General features: G+C 35.9%; 17 protein-coding genes. 1 reads left to right on the forward strand and 16 read right to left on the reverse strand.

Annotation, left to right across the window (positions count from 1 at the left end; all coding sequences use genetic code 11):
• Positions 1-13: 13 nt before the first annotated feature.
• From paaZ to AC2A1D_RS13935, 15 genes are all read right to left on the reverse strand, one after another.
• Entirely contained in the window at positions 14-2,509 is a 2,496-nt protein-coding gene (gene paaZ, locus AC2A1D_RS13865) for a phenylacetic acid degradation bifunctional protein PaaZ (protein ID WP_484044185.1), read from the reverse strand.
• Positions 2,510-2,605: 96 nt separating this feature from the next.
• Positions 2,606-3,199, reverse strand: coding sequence for an acyltransferase (locus AC2A1D_RS13870; RefSeq protein ID WP_484044186.1), 594 nt, complete (start codon positions 3,197-3,199; stop codon positions 2,606-2,608).
• Between the two features lie 137 nt (positions 3,200-3,336).
• Positions 3,337-4,542 (reverse strand): 3-oxoadipyl-CoA thiolase, encoded by a 1,206-nt coding sequence (gene pcaF / locus AC2A1D_RS13875; protein ID WP_484044187.1) that lies wholly within the window; start codon positions 4,540-4,542, stop codon positions 3,337-3,339.
• A 79-nt stretch (positions 4,543-4,621) separates the two neighbouring features.
• Complete coding sequence (locus AC2A1D_RS13880) at positions 4,622-4,972, reverse strand: four helix bundle protein (RefSeq protein ID WP_484044188.1); 351 nt, start codon at positions 4,970-4,972, stop codon at positions 4,622-4,624.
• Positions 4,973-5,034: 62 nt separating this feature from the next.
• Positions 5,035-5,448 (reverse strand): PaaI family thioesterase, encoded by a 414-nt coding sequence (locus tag AC2A1D_RS13885; RefSeq protein ID WP_484044189.1) that lies wholly within the window; start codon positions 5,446-5,448, stop codon positions 5,035-5,037.
• Positions 5,449-5,460: 12 nt separating this feature from the next.
• Positions 5,461-5,694: a hypothetical protein gene (locus tag AC2A1D_RS13890; RefSeq protein ID WP_484044190.1), complete on the reverse strand. Its 234-nt coding sequence runs from the start codon at positions 5,692-5,694 to the stop codon at positions 5,461-5,463.
• Positions 5,695-5,706: 12 nt separating this feature from the next.
• Positions 5,707-6,012, reverse strand: a complete 306-nt coding sequence (locus AC2A1D_RS13895) for a hypothetical protein (protein WP_484044191.1) — start codon at positions 6,010-6,012, stop codon at positions 5,707-5,709.
• 88 nt (positions 6,013-6,100) lie between these two features.
• Entirely contained in the window at positions 6,101-7,234 is a 1,134-nt protein-coding gene (locus tag AC2A1D_RS13900; RefSeq protein ID WP_484044192.1) for a 3-hydroxyacyl-CoA dehydrogenase NAD-binding domain-containing protein, read from the reverse strand.
• 85 nt (positions 7,235-7,319) lie between these two features.
• Positions 7,320-8,120: an enoyl-CoA hydratase/isomerase family protein gene (locus AC2A1D_RS13905; protein ID WP_484044193.1), complete on the reverse strand. Its 801-nt coding sequence runs from the start codon at positions 8,118-8,120 to the stop codon at positions 7,320-7,322.
• 102 nt (positions 8,121-8,222) lie between these two features.
• The gene (paaD, locus tag AC2A1D_RS13910) at positions 8,223-8,693 is read right to left on the reverse strand and encodes a 1,2-phenylacetyl-CoA epoxidase subunit PaaD (protein WP_484044194.1); all 471 of its coding nucleotides are present in this window, start codon (positions 8,691-8,693) and stop codon (positions 8,223-8,225) included.
• A gap of 73 nt (positions 8,694-8,766) precedes the next feature.
• Positions 8,767-9,516: a 1,2-phenylacetyl-CoA epoxidase subunit PaaC gene (paaC, locus tag AC2A1D_RS13915; RefSeq protein WP_484044195.1), complete on the reverse strand. Its 750-nt coding sequence runs from the start codon at positions 9,514-9,516 to the stop codon at positions 8,767-8,769.
• Between the two features lie 69 nt (positions 9,517-9,585).
• Positions 9,586-9,867 carry a 1,2-phenylacetyl-CoA epoxidase subunit PaaB gene (gene paaB / locus AC2A1D_RS13920; protein WP_002981782.1) on the reverse strand — a complete coding sequence of 94 codons (282 nt, stop codon included), beginning with the start codon at positions 9,865-9,867 and terminating at the stop codon, positions 9,586-9,588.
• Between the two features lie 101 nt (positions 9,868-9,968).
• Complete coding sequence (gene paaA / locus AC2A1D_RS13925) at positions 9,969-10,907, reverse strand: 1,2-phenylacetyl-CoA epoxidase subunit PaaA (RefSeq protein WP_484044196.1); 939 nt, start codon at positions 10,905-10,907, stop codon at positions 9,969-9,971.
• A gap of 81 nt (positions 10,908-10,988) precedes the next feature.
• Positions 10,989-12,074, reverse strand: a complete 1,086-nt coding sequence (locus tag AC2A1D_RS13930; protein WP_484044197.1) for a 2Fe-2S iron-sulfur cluster-binding protein — start codon at positions 12,072-12,074, stop codon at positions 10,989-10,991.
• Between the two features lie 414 nt (positions 12,075-12,488).
• Positions 12,489-12,884 (reverse strand): winged helix-turn-helix transcriptional regulator, encoded by a 396-nt coding sequence (locus AC2A1D_RS13935; RefSeq protein ID WP_484044198.1) that lies wholly within the window; start codon positions 12,882-12,884, stop codon positions 12,489-12,491.
• Positions 12,885-12,995: 111 nt separating this feature from the next.
• On the opposite strand from AC2A1D_RS13935, the gene AC2A1D_RS13940 reads away from it, so the two are divergent.
• Entirely contained in the window at positions 12,996-13,598 is a 603-nt protein-coding gene (locus AC2A1D_RS13940) for an FMN-dependent NADH-azoreductase (RefSeq protein ID WP_484044199.1), read from the forward strand.
• Between the two features lie 157 nt (positions 13,599-13,755).
• Here AC2A1D_RS13940 and AC2A1D_RS13945 read toward each other — a convergent pair whose 3' ends face one another.
• Entirely contained in the window at positions 13,756-15,093 is a 1,338-nt protein-coding gene (locus AC2A1D_RS13945; RefSeq protein WP_484044200.1) for a dihydroorotase, read from the reverse strand.
• Positions 15,094-15,175 lie beyond the last annotated feature (82 nt).

A 15,175-nucleotide genomic window follows, 5' to 3' on the forward strand; every position in this document is an offset into this window, starting at 1 on the left:
TTGTTATATTGAATTAAATCAACCCAAACTGTTCAAAATGATGCGTAAAATGCTTTTTGTGCAGCAATTCCCACATTTCTTTATTCAGTTTTCCGAAAACATAATTCATGTGTTCTGCTTCTGGATTTTCTTTGTAATAAATCACAAATTTTTTCAAATTTTCTAGGAATGACTGTTTTGCAGCTTCAAGATTTTTATGTCTCAATTCTTGTAAAGAACCATCCGCATTCATAAACGGAGCCAGGAAATCTTTAGGCATTTTTCTGTGCGTGTATAAAGAATCCTGCCATTTTTCTAGATTTTCTTCAGGTGTGAAACATTGGTCTGCTTCCGGCTCGCCTAAACTTACCAAAACACCGTCTTCTAAATGCTCAAGCATGTGTTGAGGAGACATTTTACCCCAATTTGCTTGCGTAGTTTCCGTTAAACCATTTAAAGTTTTTTGGATGCTTCTAAGATTCAAATCAATGAAAGGCGATTGCTTGGCAACCAACGTTAAAATTGTAGCTACACAAACAATTTCATCTCTTTGGTTCACGACTTCAACCAACCACTTCACCACTCCAGAAGGAATATTTCTACCTTTTACTCCACGGTTGATTTTTTCTTTTGCCGTTAAATAAACTGTAATCGTATCTCCCGCATACACAGGTTTGAAGAACGAACAATTTTCTAATCCATAATTTGCGATAACCGGTCCTTTTTTACCAGAAACAAACAATCCAGCTGCTGCAGAAAGGATAAAATATCCATGAGCAACCGTTTTATCGAAGATAGTTCCCGACAAACTTGTTGCATCTGTATGTGCGTAGAAATGATCCCAAGAAACGTTAGAGAAATTTACAATATCCGCATCAGTAACCGTTCTTCCTGCTGTTTCTAAAGAATCTCCCACCTCAACTTCTTCAAAATATTTCTGGAAAGGATGTTTATCTGAATATTTTTTCTCAGCACCTTGCTGATACATTTTTGTAATCGCCGTCAATGTATCCGGAGAACCTTGAATCGCTGTTTTTTGAAGGAAGAAATGAAGACCGTTCAAACCGCCCATTTCTTCACCACCACCTGCTCTTCCGGGACCACCGTGCATCAAAGTAGGAAGCGGCGAACCGTGACCTGTACTTTCTTTTGCGTTATCTCTGTTCAAGACAAAAATTCTTCCGTGTTGAGAAGCCATTTTCCAAGAAGTTTCGGCAACAAATTGGTCGTCATGAGAAATGATTGAACCCACTAAACTTCCTTTTCCTCTTTTTGCCAAAGCCGCTGCTTCTTCTGCATCTTTGTAAGGCATTAATGTAGAAACAGGTCCGAAAGCTTCGACATCATGAGAAATATTTTTCGTGAATGGAGCATCATTTAAGAATAATTTCGGACTCATAAATGCACCATTTTCATAGTTTGCATCTACCAATTCGTGTTTTCCGTCGTAAACAAGCTCTGTTTCTGCTTTTAAAAGATTTACCTTTCTTAAAACCTCATCGTATTGCTGCTTTCCAACCAAAGAACCCATTCGAGTTTCTCTGCTTAACGGATTTCCGATTTTTGTTTGGTCTAAAGCTTTAGATAAAGCATTCTGAACATCACCAATCAAGTTTTCAGGAACGATAATTCTTCTGATTGCCGTACATTTTTGTCCGGCTTTTGTGGTCATTTCTCTTTGAACTTCTTTAATGAAAAGATTAAATTCTGGAGTTCCCGGTTTTGCATCCAAACCAAGAATAGAACAGTTCAAAGAATCTGCCTCCATATTGAAACGAACAGCATTTCCTGCAATTGACGGTAAAGATTTCAGTTTTCTACCTGTATTTGCAGAACCTGTAAACAATACAGAATCGCCATCCTGAACATAATCAAGAATATTTCCGGGTTCACCACAAACCAATTGTACAGCTCCTTCGGGAAGAATTCCGCTTTCAATCATATCTTGGAAAACCGCATTCGTAAGGTAAGAACCAAACGGAGACGGCTTCACAATAGACGGAACACCCGCCAATAAAGACGTAGAAAGCTTTTCCAACATTCCCCAAACTGGAAAGTTGTATGCATTAATTTGAATTGAAACTCCTTCACTCGGTGTTAAAATGTGAGTTCCTAAGAAAGTTCCGTTTGCAGAAATTTTCTGAGTTTCTCCATCTACCCAAAACGGAGTATTTGGAAGCATTCTTTTCGCCAAACCTGAATATGTAAAGAAAGTACCAAAACCTCCTTCGATATCTACCCAAGAATCTGCGTGAGTTGCCCCAGTTTTATAAGATAAATCGTAGTACTTTTTCTTTCTTTCTAAAAGATAAAGAGCCACTTTTTTTAGCATTTCGCCACGGTCGTAGAACGTCATAGAAGCAAGGTTTTTGTACCCTACAGTTCTACCGTAGTCTAAAGCCTGTTCGAAATTCAGACCTTCTGTATCTGAAATCGCAACCTGCTCTCCATTAACAGCGTTGTACAAAGGAATTCCGTTTCCTGTTCCTTCAATCCATTCGCCATGAATGTAGTTTTTTAACTTTTCCATATTATTTTTAATTTAACAATGTATCAGTGTAACAGTTTACCAATATCTAAACGAATTCTGTGATTGTTACATTTTTACATTGGTATATTTCTAGACTTATTTCACATCATCCCAAATGCTGTAATCAACAATTTTAGTGGGAATTTGTTGTACATATTCTGTAAATGGTTCGCAAGGAAGAATAGCATCTTTGCCTTCTCTTGCCAATTCCTGATATAGTTTTGTTCCTTCGGTTTTCCATTTAATCATTTCATCAGAAACATCACGAATAATTTTTGCAGGGCTTCCCACAATTAATTTTCGAGCATCACATTTGAAATTTGCGGGAACAAAAGCCAAAGCTCCGATAATACATTCGTCACCGATAACGGCTTTGTCCATCACCACAGAATTCATTCCTACCAAACAATTTTTCCCGATATGTCCGGAATGAATAATCGCTCCGTGACCGATGTGCGCAGATTCTTCCAAAATGGTTTCAATCCCAGGGAAAACGTGAAGCGTACAGTTTTCCTGAACATTTGCTCCGTCTTTCACTATAATTTTCCCCCAATCACCGCGAATAACTGCGTTTGGACCGATATAAACTTCTTCGCCAATTTCCACATTTCCGATAATCACCGCTTGTGGGTGAATGTAAGCGGAAGGTTTTATGATGGGGCGAATTCCGTGATATGAGTAAATATTCATAATTTTTTTATTAAAAAAATTAATTTAAAAATGTATCAATGGAACAGTTTACCAATGAGATTCTTCACTTCGTTCAGAATGACAGTTCGCAAAATTGTTATACTGGTACATTGTTATGTTGTTACACTATTGAAAAATTACACTTTTTCAATCACCATTGCATACCCTTGTCCGACACCGATACAAAGCGTACACAACGCATATTTTTTGTTTTGTTTTTGAAGTTCGATAGTTGCAGAACCAACGATTCTTGCTCCGGAAACTCCAAGTGGATGACCGATGGCAATTGCACCTCCATTTGGATTGATTCTAGAATCATCATCTTTCAAACCTAAAGACCTTGTTACCGCCAAAGCTTGAGCCGCAAAAGCTTCATTCAATTCGATGATATCCATATCTTCTAATGATAGATTGAGTCTTTTTAATAGTTTCTGCGTTGCTTCAACAGGACCGATTCCCATGATTCTTGGCTCAACACCGGCAACGGAAGAACCTAAAATTTTTGCTTTTGGCTTTAAACCGTATTTTTTTACCGCTTCTTCGCTTGCTAAAATTAAAGCTGCTGCTCCGTCATTCATTCCAGAAGCATTTCCTGCGGTTACTGTTCCTTCTTTTCTGAAAGCTGGGCGAAGTTTTCCTAAACCTTCCATTGAAGAAGTTGGTTTAATAAATTCGTCGGTATCGAAGATTTTCGGTTCGCCTTTTCTTTGCTGAATTTCAACTTTTACAATTTCTTCTGCCAATCTTCCGCTTTCCTGAGCTTTTGATGCTTTTTGCTGAGACCAAAGTGCAAATTTATCCTGGTCTTCACGGCTAATGTTGTGCATATCTGCTAAGTTTTCTGCCGTTTCGCCCATTCCATCAACACCGTATAATTCTTTCATTTTTGGGTTGATAAATCTCCAACCAAAAGTGGTATCAAACATTTGGCTGTCTCTTCCGAAAGCGGTACTTGGTTTAGACATTACATAAGGAGAACGAGTCATGTGTTCTACTCCTCCTGCAATATAAATTTCACCTTCACCAGAAGCAATCGAACGGAAAGCATTTGCCACAGCCGACATTCCTGAAGCGCACAATCTGTTAACAGTTTCACCACCAATTTTATATGGCAGTCCAGCCAATAAAAGTCCCATTCTTGCAACGTTTCTGTTATCTTCTCCCGCTTGGTTTGCGCATCCGAAAATAACGTCTTCAATCTCTTCAGCAGGAACTTCTGGGTTTCTTGCTACAATTTCTTTAATAACAATCGCCGCCAAATCGTCGGCTCTTACTTCTGAAAGACCGCCTGATAATTTTGAAATTGGCGTTCTAATGTAATCTATGATGTATACGTTGTTCATAATATTCTTTAATGTAACAATTTAGCAATGTAACAGTGTAACAATCATTGGTAGACCGATACATTTGTACATTGTTAGACTATTTTTTTAAACTTGTACTTAATATTTTATAAATAATTTTTCCAATCTCGGTAATCTGGAGTTCTAACTTTTCATCAAATGGATAAGTTTTAGAGTGTTTACAGAGATAGAGCCAATATTTTGTTTCTTCTAATTCTTTCGCTGCAATTTTAATTTTGTTGATAAAATCATTCTTGCTATTTGGGTTTTGTGCTTCAAACGAGTTGGCTCCGATGCTTGTACCGGAACGCAAGAATTGTTTAGCAATAACAAATTTTCTTTTTTCTTCTAACAATTCGCAAAATTCAATAATATCTAAGGAAAACTTAATTGTTTTTTCGATTAATGGATTATTTTCAAAATTTATCATTTGTGTAAATTATTTTATTTTGAAATTGGTAAACTGTTAGACTGATAGATTGTTACATTGAGCTACAGCTCTGTTACTTTTTTCCCTATTTTATAAACTGTTCCCACAAATTTTGCAACCAACTCATTGTTTTGATTGGTAATTTTAATGTCGTAAATAGCGGTTTTTCGGGTACTGTTTACCAAAACACTTTCTGCTCTGAAAATATCTCCTTCTTTTCCTGCTTTTGTAAAATTGATAACGCAATTCAATGCGACTGCCGCATCTCCTGAATTGTTCGAAGAAAATGCTAATGCAGAATCTGCAAATGAAAACGTAACGCCTCCGTGAACCGTTTTCAACCCATTAATCATTTCTTTTTTGATGGGCATTTCAATTAAACAATAATTTTCTTTCACTTCAATCAGTTGTATGTTCATCCATTTGGAAAACTCGTCCTGATTGAGCATGTATTCTGCAACCTGTTTGGGGTTCATTTATTTTGAAATTTATTTTTTAAACTTTATAACCTCCTTCCAAGTATAATCTCTTCCGTCTAAAATAAAGTATGTTAAAAACATGATACTAAAATATCCTACAAAACCTAAAGGACTCAAACTCCTTTCATCATCCCAACCGAAATAATAAAAGAGAAGCTTAATAAGAGAAAATCCGATAACAAAAATGATTGCTCTCACGAAAGACCTCAAAAAGTTTTTCTTTGTAAAAATTCTTTTTAGCATAGTTTTTTAGATTTAATGAGTTACTTTTTCATATAATTCATCCACCAATTTGTCATAAATGCTCATGGTTCTACCTAGAATGACTTGCTCATAATTCAGTTTTGAATCATTTGAATCTTCATGAGGAAACATTTCCAAAAGGTCGATTCCTTCTTCTTGAGCCATTTTTTTAATCAATTCTTTATATTTCTCATTGAATTTCCCTAAAAACTCAAACTTTTCTCTTTCATCAATAACAGAAGAAAGTTCCTGAAGGATATATTCTTTTTCAATATTGAGCCTGGTTTCTAATTCGGCTCTGAAATTGTCAATATTCATATTATTTAATGTAACAATGTATCAATCTAGCAGTTTACCAATAGTTTTTAATATTGTTACAGCGGCAAACTGATGCATTGGTACACTTTTATAATTTTCTCAGCAACGGACTTTGTCTGTATCTTTCTTCTTGATATTCTTCGTAAAGATTTTGCAGAGTTTCAGATATTTTGGAATATCCGATTTCTTTTCCCCACGCCAATAATCCTTTTGGATAGTTTACGCCTTTCTGCATTGCCAATTCTAAATCTTCGTCGTTGGCAACACCCAATCTTTTCGCTTCCACAGCTTCGTTGATGAGCATTGATATAATTCTCAAGAAAATATATTCATACAAAGCTTCATCTTTCTTAGGCTCTGGTTTCACAGCTGTTTCCGCATAATCGTAGAAACCTTTTCCAGTTTTTCTGCCGTGAAGTTTTGCTTCCGACATTCTTTGTTGAAGAAGTGATGGTTTGTATTTCGGGTCGTAAAAATATTCGTTGTAAACCGTTTTTGTTACGGAAAAATTGACATCAACCCCAATTAAATCCATTAATTCAAAAGGTCCCATTTTGAAGTTTCCTAATGTTTTCATGGCATCATCAACCTGCTCTACAGTTGCGATGTTTTCTTCAACAATTCTCAGACCTTCACCGTAATAAGGTCTTGCAATTCTGTTGACAATAAAACCCGGAATATCTTTGGCAATAACAGGAGTTTTACCCCAATCTTTCATGAGGTTGTATATTTTTTCTGCTAATGTTTTTTCTGTAAGTAATGATGGAATAACCTCTACTAAAGGCATTAACGGAGCTGGGTTAAAGAAATGAATCCCAATGAAACGCTCCGGTTTTTGTAATTCTGCACCTAAAGAGGTGATAGAAATTGATGATGTATTGGAACCAATAACACAGCTTTCTGAAACGTGTTTCTCTAATTCTGTGAAAACTTTGGTTTTAATTTCTTTGTTTTCGATAATCGCTTCAATAATTAACTCGCAATCTTTGAAGTCTTTCAATTCTGTAGCGATGGTAATATTAGACAAAATTTCGGTCATTTTCTCTGCCGAAATTTTCTGTTTATCCACCAATTTAGATAAGGTTTTCTCTAAACCTAAGGTTGCCGTTTCTACTTGTTTTGCGTTGGCGTCGTACACCCAAACTTTGCATCCGTTCGTTGCGGCTACTTGTGCAATGCCGATTCCCATCGTTCCGGCACCGATAATTCCTACATTCGTCATAATGTAACAGTGTATCAATGTAACAATGTAACAATTTTTGTAATGATTGGTAAACTGCTACATTGCTACATTGTTATATTAATTCTTATCTTCCTTTATAATTAGGTTTTCTTTTTTCTAAAAAGGCATTTACACCTTCGATAAAGTCTTGTGTTTCGGCTGCTTCCTGCTGTAAATCTCCTTCAAGCTCTAGCTGGTCTCTCAGAGAGTTATCGTAAGAGTTTGCGAAAGCTTTTTTGGTTAATTTTAAACCAATTGTTGGCATATTTGAAACTCTTTCAAGAATTTCCATTGATTTAGCCATGAATTCTTCTTCAGCGAAAACTTCAGCCACCAAACCGTAAGATTTTGATTCTTCTGCTGATAATTTTTTGCCGGTAAATGCTAAATAACTTGCCAATTGTCTTCCCATTAATTTTGGCAAGAAATACGTTCCGCCTGTATCTGGAATAAGCCCGATATTTGAAAAAGCCTGTGCAAAATATGATTTTTCATTCGCCAAAACGAAGTCACAAATTAAAGCCAACATCGCTCCTGCTCCTACAGCCGGCCCATTTACCAAAGCCACAACTGGTTTTTTGCAACGCGTGATTTCTAATACCAAAGGATTGTAGTAATCTGTTACAATTTTTCTCACAACATTGCTGTCGTCATGCTTTTTTCCGTTTACAAAAACATCATCTAGATTTTGCCCAGAACAAAAAGCTCTTCCTTTTCCAGAGATGGCAACACATCTTACGTTTGGATCGTTGCTGCATTCGTGCACGAAATCTTTTAACTCAGATAGAGAAGGTTTCGTTAGCGCATTCATTGTTTCTGGCTGATTGAGGTAAGCTATTTTTAACTTTCCGTCAAAATGTGACTCAATTTCAAGTTGTGTGTACATAATATTAATTTTTTTGATTTGAAAATTAGAGAATTTGAAAATGTTTTTCTAAGCAGTTTTTAGCAATTAGCTCATTCTCAAATTTACGCATTTTCAAATTGATTAGTGGCATTTAAAATAATCAAAAGGCTCTAAACAATCTAAGCACTGATACGAAGCTTTACATAATGTAGACCCGAATCTGCTGATTTGTTTTGTATGCATAGAGCCGCAACGAGGACATTTTTTTGGTTTACCGATGTGATGTTCGTCTGCACCTTTTTCTGGCGGAGTAATTCCGTAAACTCGGAGTTTTTCTCTCGCCTCGTCTGTTAACCAATCTGTTGTCCAAATCGGAAACATTTTAGTAACAACCTTTGCTTCCCAACCATTTTCTTTCATCATTTTGATGATATCTTCCTCGATGGTAAACATGGCTGGACAAGCAGAATACGTCGGCGTAATCGTTACTTCACAAGTATTTTCGCTCGTAACTTTTGCTTCTCTTACAATGCCCAATTCCACGATATTGATAACCGGAATTTCCGGGTCGGGAATGAGTTCTAATATTTCTAAAGGATTTTTCAATTTCAAATCTAACAATTTAACAATGTATCAATGTAACAATCATTGCTAGACTGTTAGATTGATAGATTGGTATATTTTTCTACCACGTACAACCAGGATATGCTCTTTGCATATACTGCAATTCGCAAAGGATATATCCGAAATATTCTGTGTGATATCCTGTTCTGGATTTTGGTTGCATGAATGGGTTTGATGGATATTCTAAACCAAACTCTGCAAAATCTTTCTGCGTAACTGCCAAAAATTCTTCATAAAGAGCATCACTGTTTGGAGCGATATTTAAAGCTACCAAATCGTCTTCTCCTTCAGCTTTTGCGAATAAACCTTTGGTATATTCCCAGATATTTTCAACTGCTTTTACTAAGCGAGATGTACTTTCTTCCGTTCCCTGAGCGAAAATTTTCATCCAAGAAGCTGCGTGAGTGTAATGATACCTTACTTCTTTTAAAGATTTTTGAGCAATTGCCGCCAATTCTTCATTTGCAGAATTAGATAATGCTTCGTACATCAATTTTTGATAGATTGCGAAAACATACACTTTCAAAACAGTTTGTGCATAATCTTCGTTTGGAAGTTCTACCCAATGTGCATTTACATATTCGTGTTCGTATCTAAGGAAAGCCAAATCGTCTTCCGATTTTCCGTTATCGATTACCCTTGAAGCGTACACGTAAAAGTTATTTGCCTGGCCCAGTTCGTCCAACGCAATGTTTGTTAATGCAATATCTTCCTCTAAATAAGGACCTTCACCGCACCACTCAGACAAACGCTGTCCCATAATGAAACTGTCGTCTGCTAATTTTAATAAATAATTATATAATGGGTTCATTATTTTAGCTTTTGGCTTTTGGCATATAGCTTTTAGCGAATTGCCAGCAGCTAACAGCCAATCGCTGTTTTACATATTCTTTACGTCGTTTGGAATTTCGTAGAATGTTGGGTGACGATACAATTTATCATCAGCTGGGTCAAAGAAAGCTTCTTTGTCCACCCCTTCCGAAGTCACAATATATTTACTTGGAACTACCCAAACAGAAGTTCCCTCTTTTCTTCTCGTATAAACGTCTCTTGCGTTTTGTAATGCCATCTCTGCAGTTGGCGCCTGTACAATTCCTACGTGTTTGTGAGATAATCCCGGTTTAGTTTGAATAAACACTTCCCACATATCTAAATTTGCCATAGTTTAATTTGAAAATTAGGTAATTTGAGAATTAGATAATTTGAAACTTATACGCCACGATGGCATTTTCAAATTAGCACATTTTCAAATTAGCACATTATTTATATTACTTCTTTTTGTTGTTTTTCTGCAAAAGCTGCCGCCGCTTCTTTCACCCAAGAATTTTCTCTTTGCGCTTTTCTTTTGGTTTCGATACGTTTTTTGTTGCAAGGGCCGTTTCCTTTTAGGATTTCCATAAATTCGTCCCAAGGAAGTTGACCGAAATCGTAATGCTGTCTTTCTTCATTCCATTTCAAATCTGGGTCTGGAATGGTTAAACCTAAAAATTCTGCCTGAGAAACGGTAACATCAATAAATCTTTGGCGAAGACTGTCGTTACTTTCTCTTTTCACTCTGTAGTTCATAGAAATTTTAGAGTTTGGAGAACTGTCGTCATTCGGACCAAACATCATTAAAGCTGGCCACCAGAAACGGTTTAATGAAGCTTGAGCCATTTCTTTCTGCTGTTTTGTACCACGACAAAGCGCCATCAAAATTTCGTAGCCTTGTCTTTGGTGGAAAGATTCTTCTTTACAGATTTTCACCATCGCTCTTGAATAAGGACCATAAGAATTCCCCATCAACATTACCTGGTTCATAATTGCTGCACCATCTACCAACCAACCAATTGCGCCAATATCTGCCCAACTTAAAGTAGGGTAATTGAAGATACTTGAATATTTTGCTTTTCCAGAAAGCATATCGTCGTAAGTAGCGTCTCTATCTGCTCTTACAGAACCATCTCCTAAAGTTTCTGTTGCAGAATACAGGTATAAACCATGCCCTGCTTCATCCTGAACTTTAGCTAAAAGCGCCATTTTTCTTCTTAATGAAGGTGCTCTGGAAATCCAGTTGGCTTCTGGCAACATTCCGACAATTTCAGAATGTGCATGTTGCGAAATCTGACGAACCAACAATTTTCTGTAATCATCTGGCATTACATCTTTAGGTTCTACTTTATTTTCTTCGTGTACGTATTGTACAAATTTTTCTAAATCCATAATTTTTCAATTTAGCAATGTATCAGTCTAGCAATGTACCAATGATTGTTACATCAGTAAATTATTAGATTGTTACATTAATTACACGTCATAATTAAGCATCACCACATTCGTTGTAGGGTGACATTGGCAAGTAAGAACGTAACCTCTGGCTACTTCTTCTTCGGTAAGCGCGTAGTTTTTTTCCATGAAAACTTCACCTTCCAAAACTTCGGCTTTACACGTACAACAAACTCCTCCTTTACATGCAAAAGGCACAGGAAGATTGTCTTTCAATGCTTTATCTAAGATACTCTCTTTTTTTGAATTCAAATGGAACGAGTATTCATCATCATCAATGATTACGGTTACCATACTTTCGATATTGGCAATCGCTTTGAACTCGTCGCTCATTTCTTCAGTATTTTCTTCGTCTGGAGCTGTGAAATATTCAAATAAAACCTGAATTGCCGGTACTTTTTTATCTTTCTTTAAATAATCTGCAATCCCTTTAATCATTTCTGAAGGACCACAAATAAAATACGTTGCCTCTTTTACATCAATATCTGTATATCTTGCGAAAAGGTCTTCTAATTTTTCCGGAGAAATTCTTCCTTCAAAAATTGGGTCTTCGTGTTGCTCACGACTTACCAAATAAATTACTTTCAAACGCCCGTTAAACTGCTCTACCAATCTATCTATCTCCGCTTTTTTCATGACATGATTCATGCTTCTGTTGCTGTAGAACAAATACGCGTTTGAATTTGGTTCTTGGTAAAGACTTTCTTTGATATTTGACAACACAGGAGAAATACCGCTTCCTGCAGCCAAACCAACATAAGTTTTTACGTTTGTCGGGTGATAAGAAGTGTTGAAACCGCCCATTGGAGGCATTACTTCAAGAACCTCATCCATGTGAAGATGCTCATTGAAATATCCTGAAACCTTACCTCCTTCTAATAATTTCACCAAAACTTCCAGCGTATTGCTTTTTTCGCTTGGCGCATTGCAGATTGAGTAAGAACGTCTTTCTTCATTTCCATTAATCATTAAACGGAAATTAAGATACTGCCCCTGTTTAAACCTGAATTTATCCTTCAGTTCCTCAGGAATTTCAACGGCTACATTTACAGCATCGTTGGTATCTTTTTGAACCTTTACGGTTTTTAGCTTATAAAATGAATTCATTATGCTTTTAGTATTCTATTAATTTTTTCACCTTCACATTATGGAAGATTCTCTAAGGATAAACTTTTACTTTCGTAGAAATCCTTACTCTCTTATTTATTTTCTTATTAATGGTTGGGTAACACATATTTTTTTGATCTAGAATAAATTGATTCTGCTACAACTTATCTCTGCAAAATTCTATTGTCTGAACTTTAAAATTTCAAATTCTAAACCAACAAGCTAACTAACATTTGTTAGGCGTAAAATTAATAAGATTTTCAGTTTAAATAATCTATCCTGAAGATTTTATTTATATTTTGAATGATTCTAAATAACTTAACATAATAAACCTATTGAAAATAGTAGTTTTTATACACAACTTATTTTAAATCAACCATAAAAGTAAGTAAAAAGACTTGTTAATATTGATGATTATTTAATAATAATACTCTCAAAAACATCTGCTCTAATGTTCTTTTTATGGCTTCTTCCCCATTCGGAAAGAGACATAATTACATTTTTAAGAGTTCGGCTATAATCAGTGGAAATATATTCTACAACCACCGGAGTTTGCTCTGCGTGAACTACTCTTTTCACAAAACCATTAAGCTCTAAATCTTTCAATTCGTTCGATAAAACTCTCGCCGAAATCCCCGGAATTAACCTCTGCAACTCGTTGAACCGAATATTTCCCATTTCTTGCAATACAATAATGATCTTCAATTTCCATTTCCCCGAAATAACGTACAAAGCATCTTCAACCGCTGCAAGATTCTCACCACAAGTAATTTTACACCCTGCTTTACATAATTCTGTCTGATTTTCCATAAGATTGAATTTTACAACTAACTAAAAGGTTACTACTAACCTTTAGTTTACTACTTACTTTTAATAAGCAAATGTACATAATTTTGCTGAAGAAATTTTTAATTAAAAAAAATGAAAAACATACTTCACATTATCTCAAGCCCAAGAACGAAAGGTTCGGCAAGTAGAACATTAGGAACAGCAATTGAAGAAAAAATTCAGGAAGCATATCCAGAACACACGATTACGACTTTAGATTTATTAAAAGATCCGTTTCCGCACTTAGGAGAAGAACAGGTTGATTCTTGGTTTATCCCAGCAGAAGCCAGAACAGCCGAACAAAACGAAGCGGTAAAGCGTTCAGATGATGCGATTGCACAATTGCATGCATCTGATATTATTGTGATTTCGGTGCCAATTTACAATTTCGGAATTCCGTCTTCTTTGAAAGCTTACATCGACCATATTGCTCGTGGCGGAATGACTTTCCGCTATTCAGAAAACGGTTTTGAAGGTTTAGTAAAAAACAAAAAAGCTTACATCGCCGTTGCAAGTGGCTCTGTTTTTTCTGAAGGCGATTATCAATCGTATGATTTTGTAGTGCCTTATTTAAAAAGTGTTTTAGGTTTTATCGGCGTTACCGATGTTGATGTTTTCAGAGCTGAAGGTTTAGGACTTCCGCATCTTCAGGAAACTGCTTTAGAAAAAGGAATTGAAAGCATTGTTATTGCTTAAAACAACAAATTGTTAGATAATTTTCTCACAGGTTGAGTTGATAAAGTAAATTCTTTTCTGATTAAAAACTATTCAATCTGTGGGATTTATATTTTGGCTAAAGCCAAATTCATTTCCTCCATAAAAAAAGCGGACTAAAGTCCGCTCCTATTGATATTTATTCTTCAACTTCAAAAAGCAAACGCTCTCCGAATTTTTCTTCGTTTATTTTTCCGTTTTCGAAAACCAAATTTCCGTTGACGAAGGTGTGGGTAACTTTAGATTGGAAATTCATTCCTTCCAAAGGACTCCAACCGCATTTGTAGAGGATATTTTCTTTTTCAACGGTCCAGTTTTCATTTACATCAACCAAAACCAAATCTGCTTTATAGCCCTCTCTAATGAAACCTCTTTTCTCAATTCTGAATAAAATTGCAGGATTATGAGCCATTTTCTCTACGATTCTTTCTAAAGAAATTTTCCCGTTTTTGAAGTTTTCAAGCATCACCACCAAAGAATGTTGTACCAAAGGCGCTCCAGAAGGACATTTTGTATACACATTTTGTTTTTCTTCCCAAGTATGCGGCGCATGGTCGGTTGCGATAACATCAATTCTGTCATCAAGCAAAGCTTCCCAAAGTCCGTCTTTGTCTTTTTGCGTTTTTACCGCAGGATTCCATTTAATTAAACCGCCTTTCGTTTCATAATCTTCATTTGTAAAAGTTAAATGATGAACACAAACTTCAGCTGTAATTTTTTTATCTTTTAAAGGAATATCATTTCTGAAAAGTTCCGTTTCAATCGCCGTTGATAAATGGAAAACATGAAGTCTTGCGCCAGTTTTCTTCGCCAATTCAATCGCTTTTGAAGAAGATTTGTAACACGCTTCTTCACTTCTGATTAAATGATGAAACTTCACCGGAATATCTTCGCCATATTCATCCAAATACTTTTGTGTATTGGCTCTAATTGTAGCTTCGTCTTCGCAATGAACGGCAATAAGCATTTTTGTGTTGCTGAAAATATTTTCAAGCGTTTCAGGATTATCGACCAACATATTTCCTGTTGAAGAACCTAAGAAAAGCTTAATTCCAGGAACATTTCTAGGATTTGTTTTTAAAACTTCTTCCAAATTATCATTGGTTCCGCCCATCATGAATCCGTAATTGGCAAAAGATTTTACAGCTGCAATGTCGTATTTATCTGCCAACAATTCTTGTGTTACAGCATTCGGAACAGTATTCGGTTGCTCAATAAAACTCGTAGTTCCACCTGCAATGGCTGCACGAGATTCAGATTCGATATCACCTTTGTGCGTTAAGCCTGGTTCACGAAAATGAACTTGGTCATCAATAACTCCCGGCAAAAGATACTTTCCGGCTGCGTCGATAATTTGGTCTGCTTCTTCATTAATATCAGAAGCTATTTTAGAAATTAAATCGTTCTCGATAAGAATATCACTTTCCGTAATTTTTCCTTCGTTTACGATTTGTGCGTTTTTAATTAAGATTTTCATTTTTACTTTTTGAGGATTAAATGATGGATGCTCGAAAACTAAATAAGCAATTCACTTAAGAAGCAAAATTAAGGTTTATGAA

The organism is Chryseobacterium sp. HNCC26DJ239, assembly GCF_057180445.1.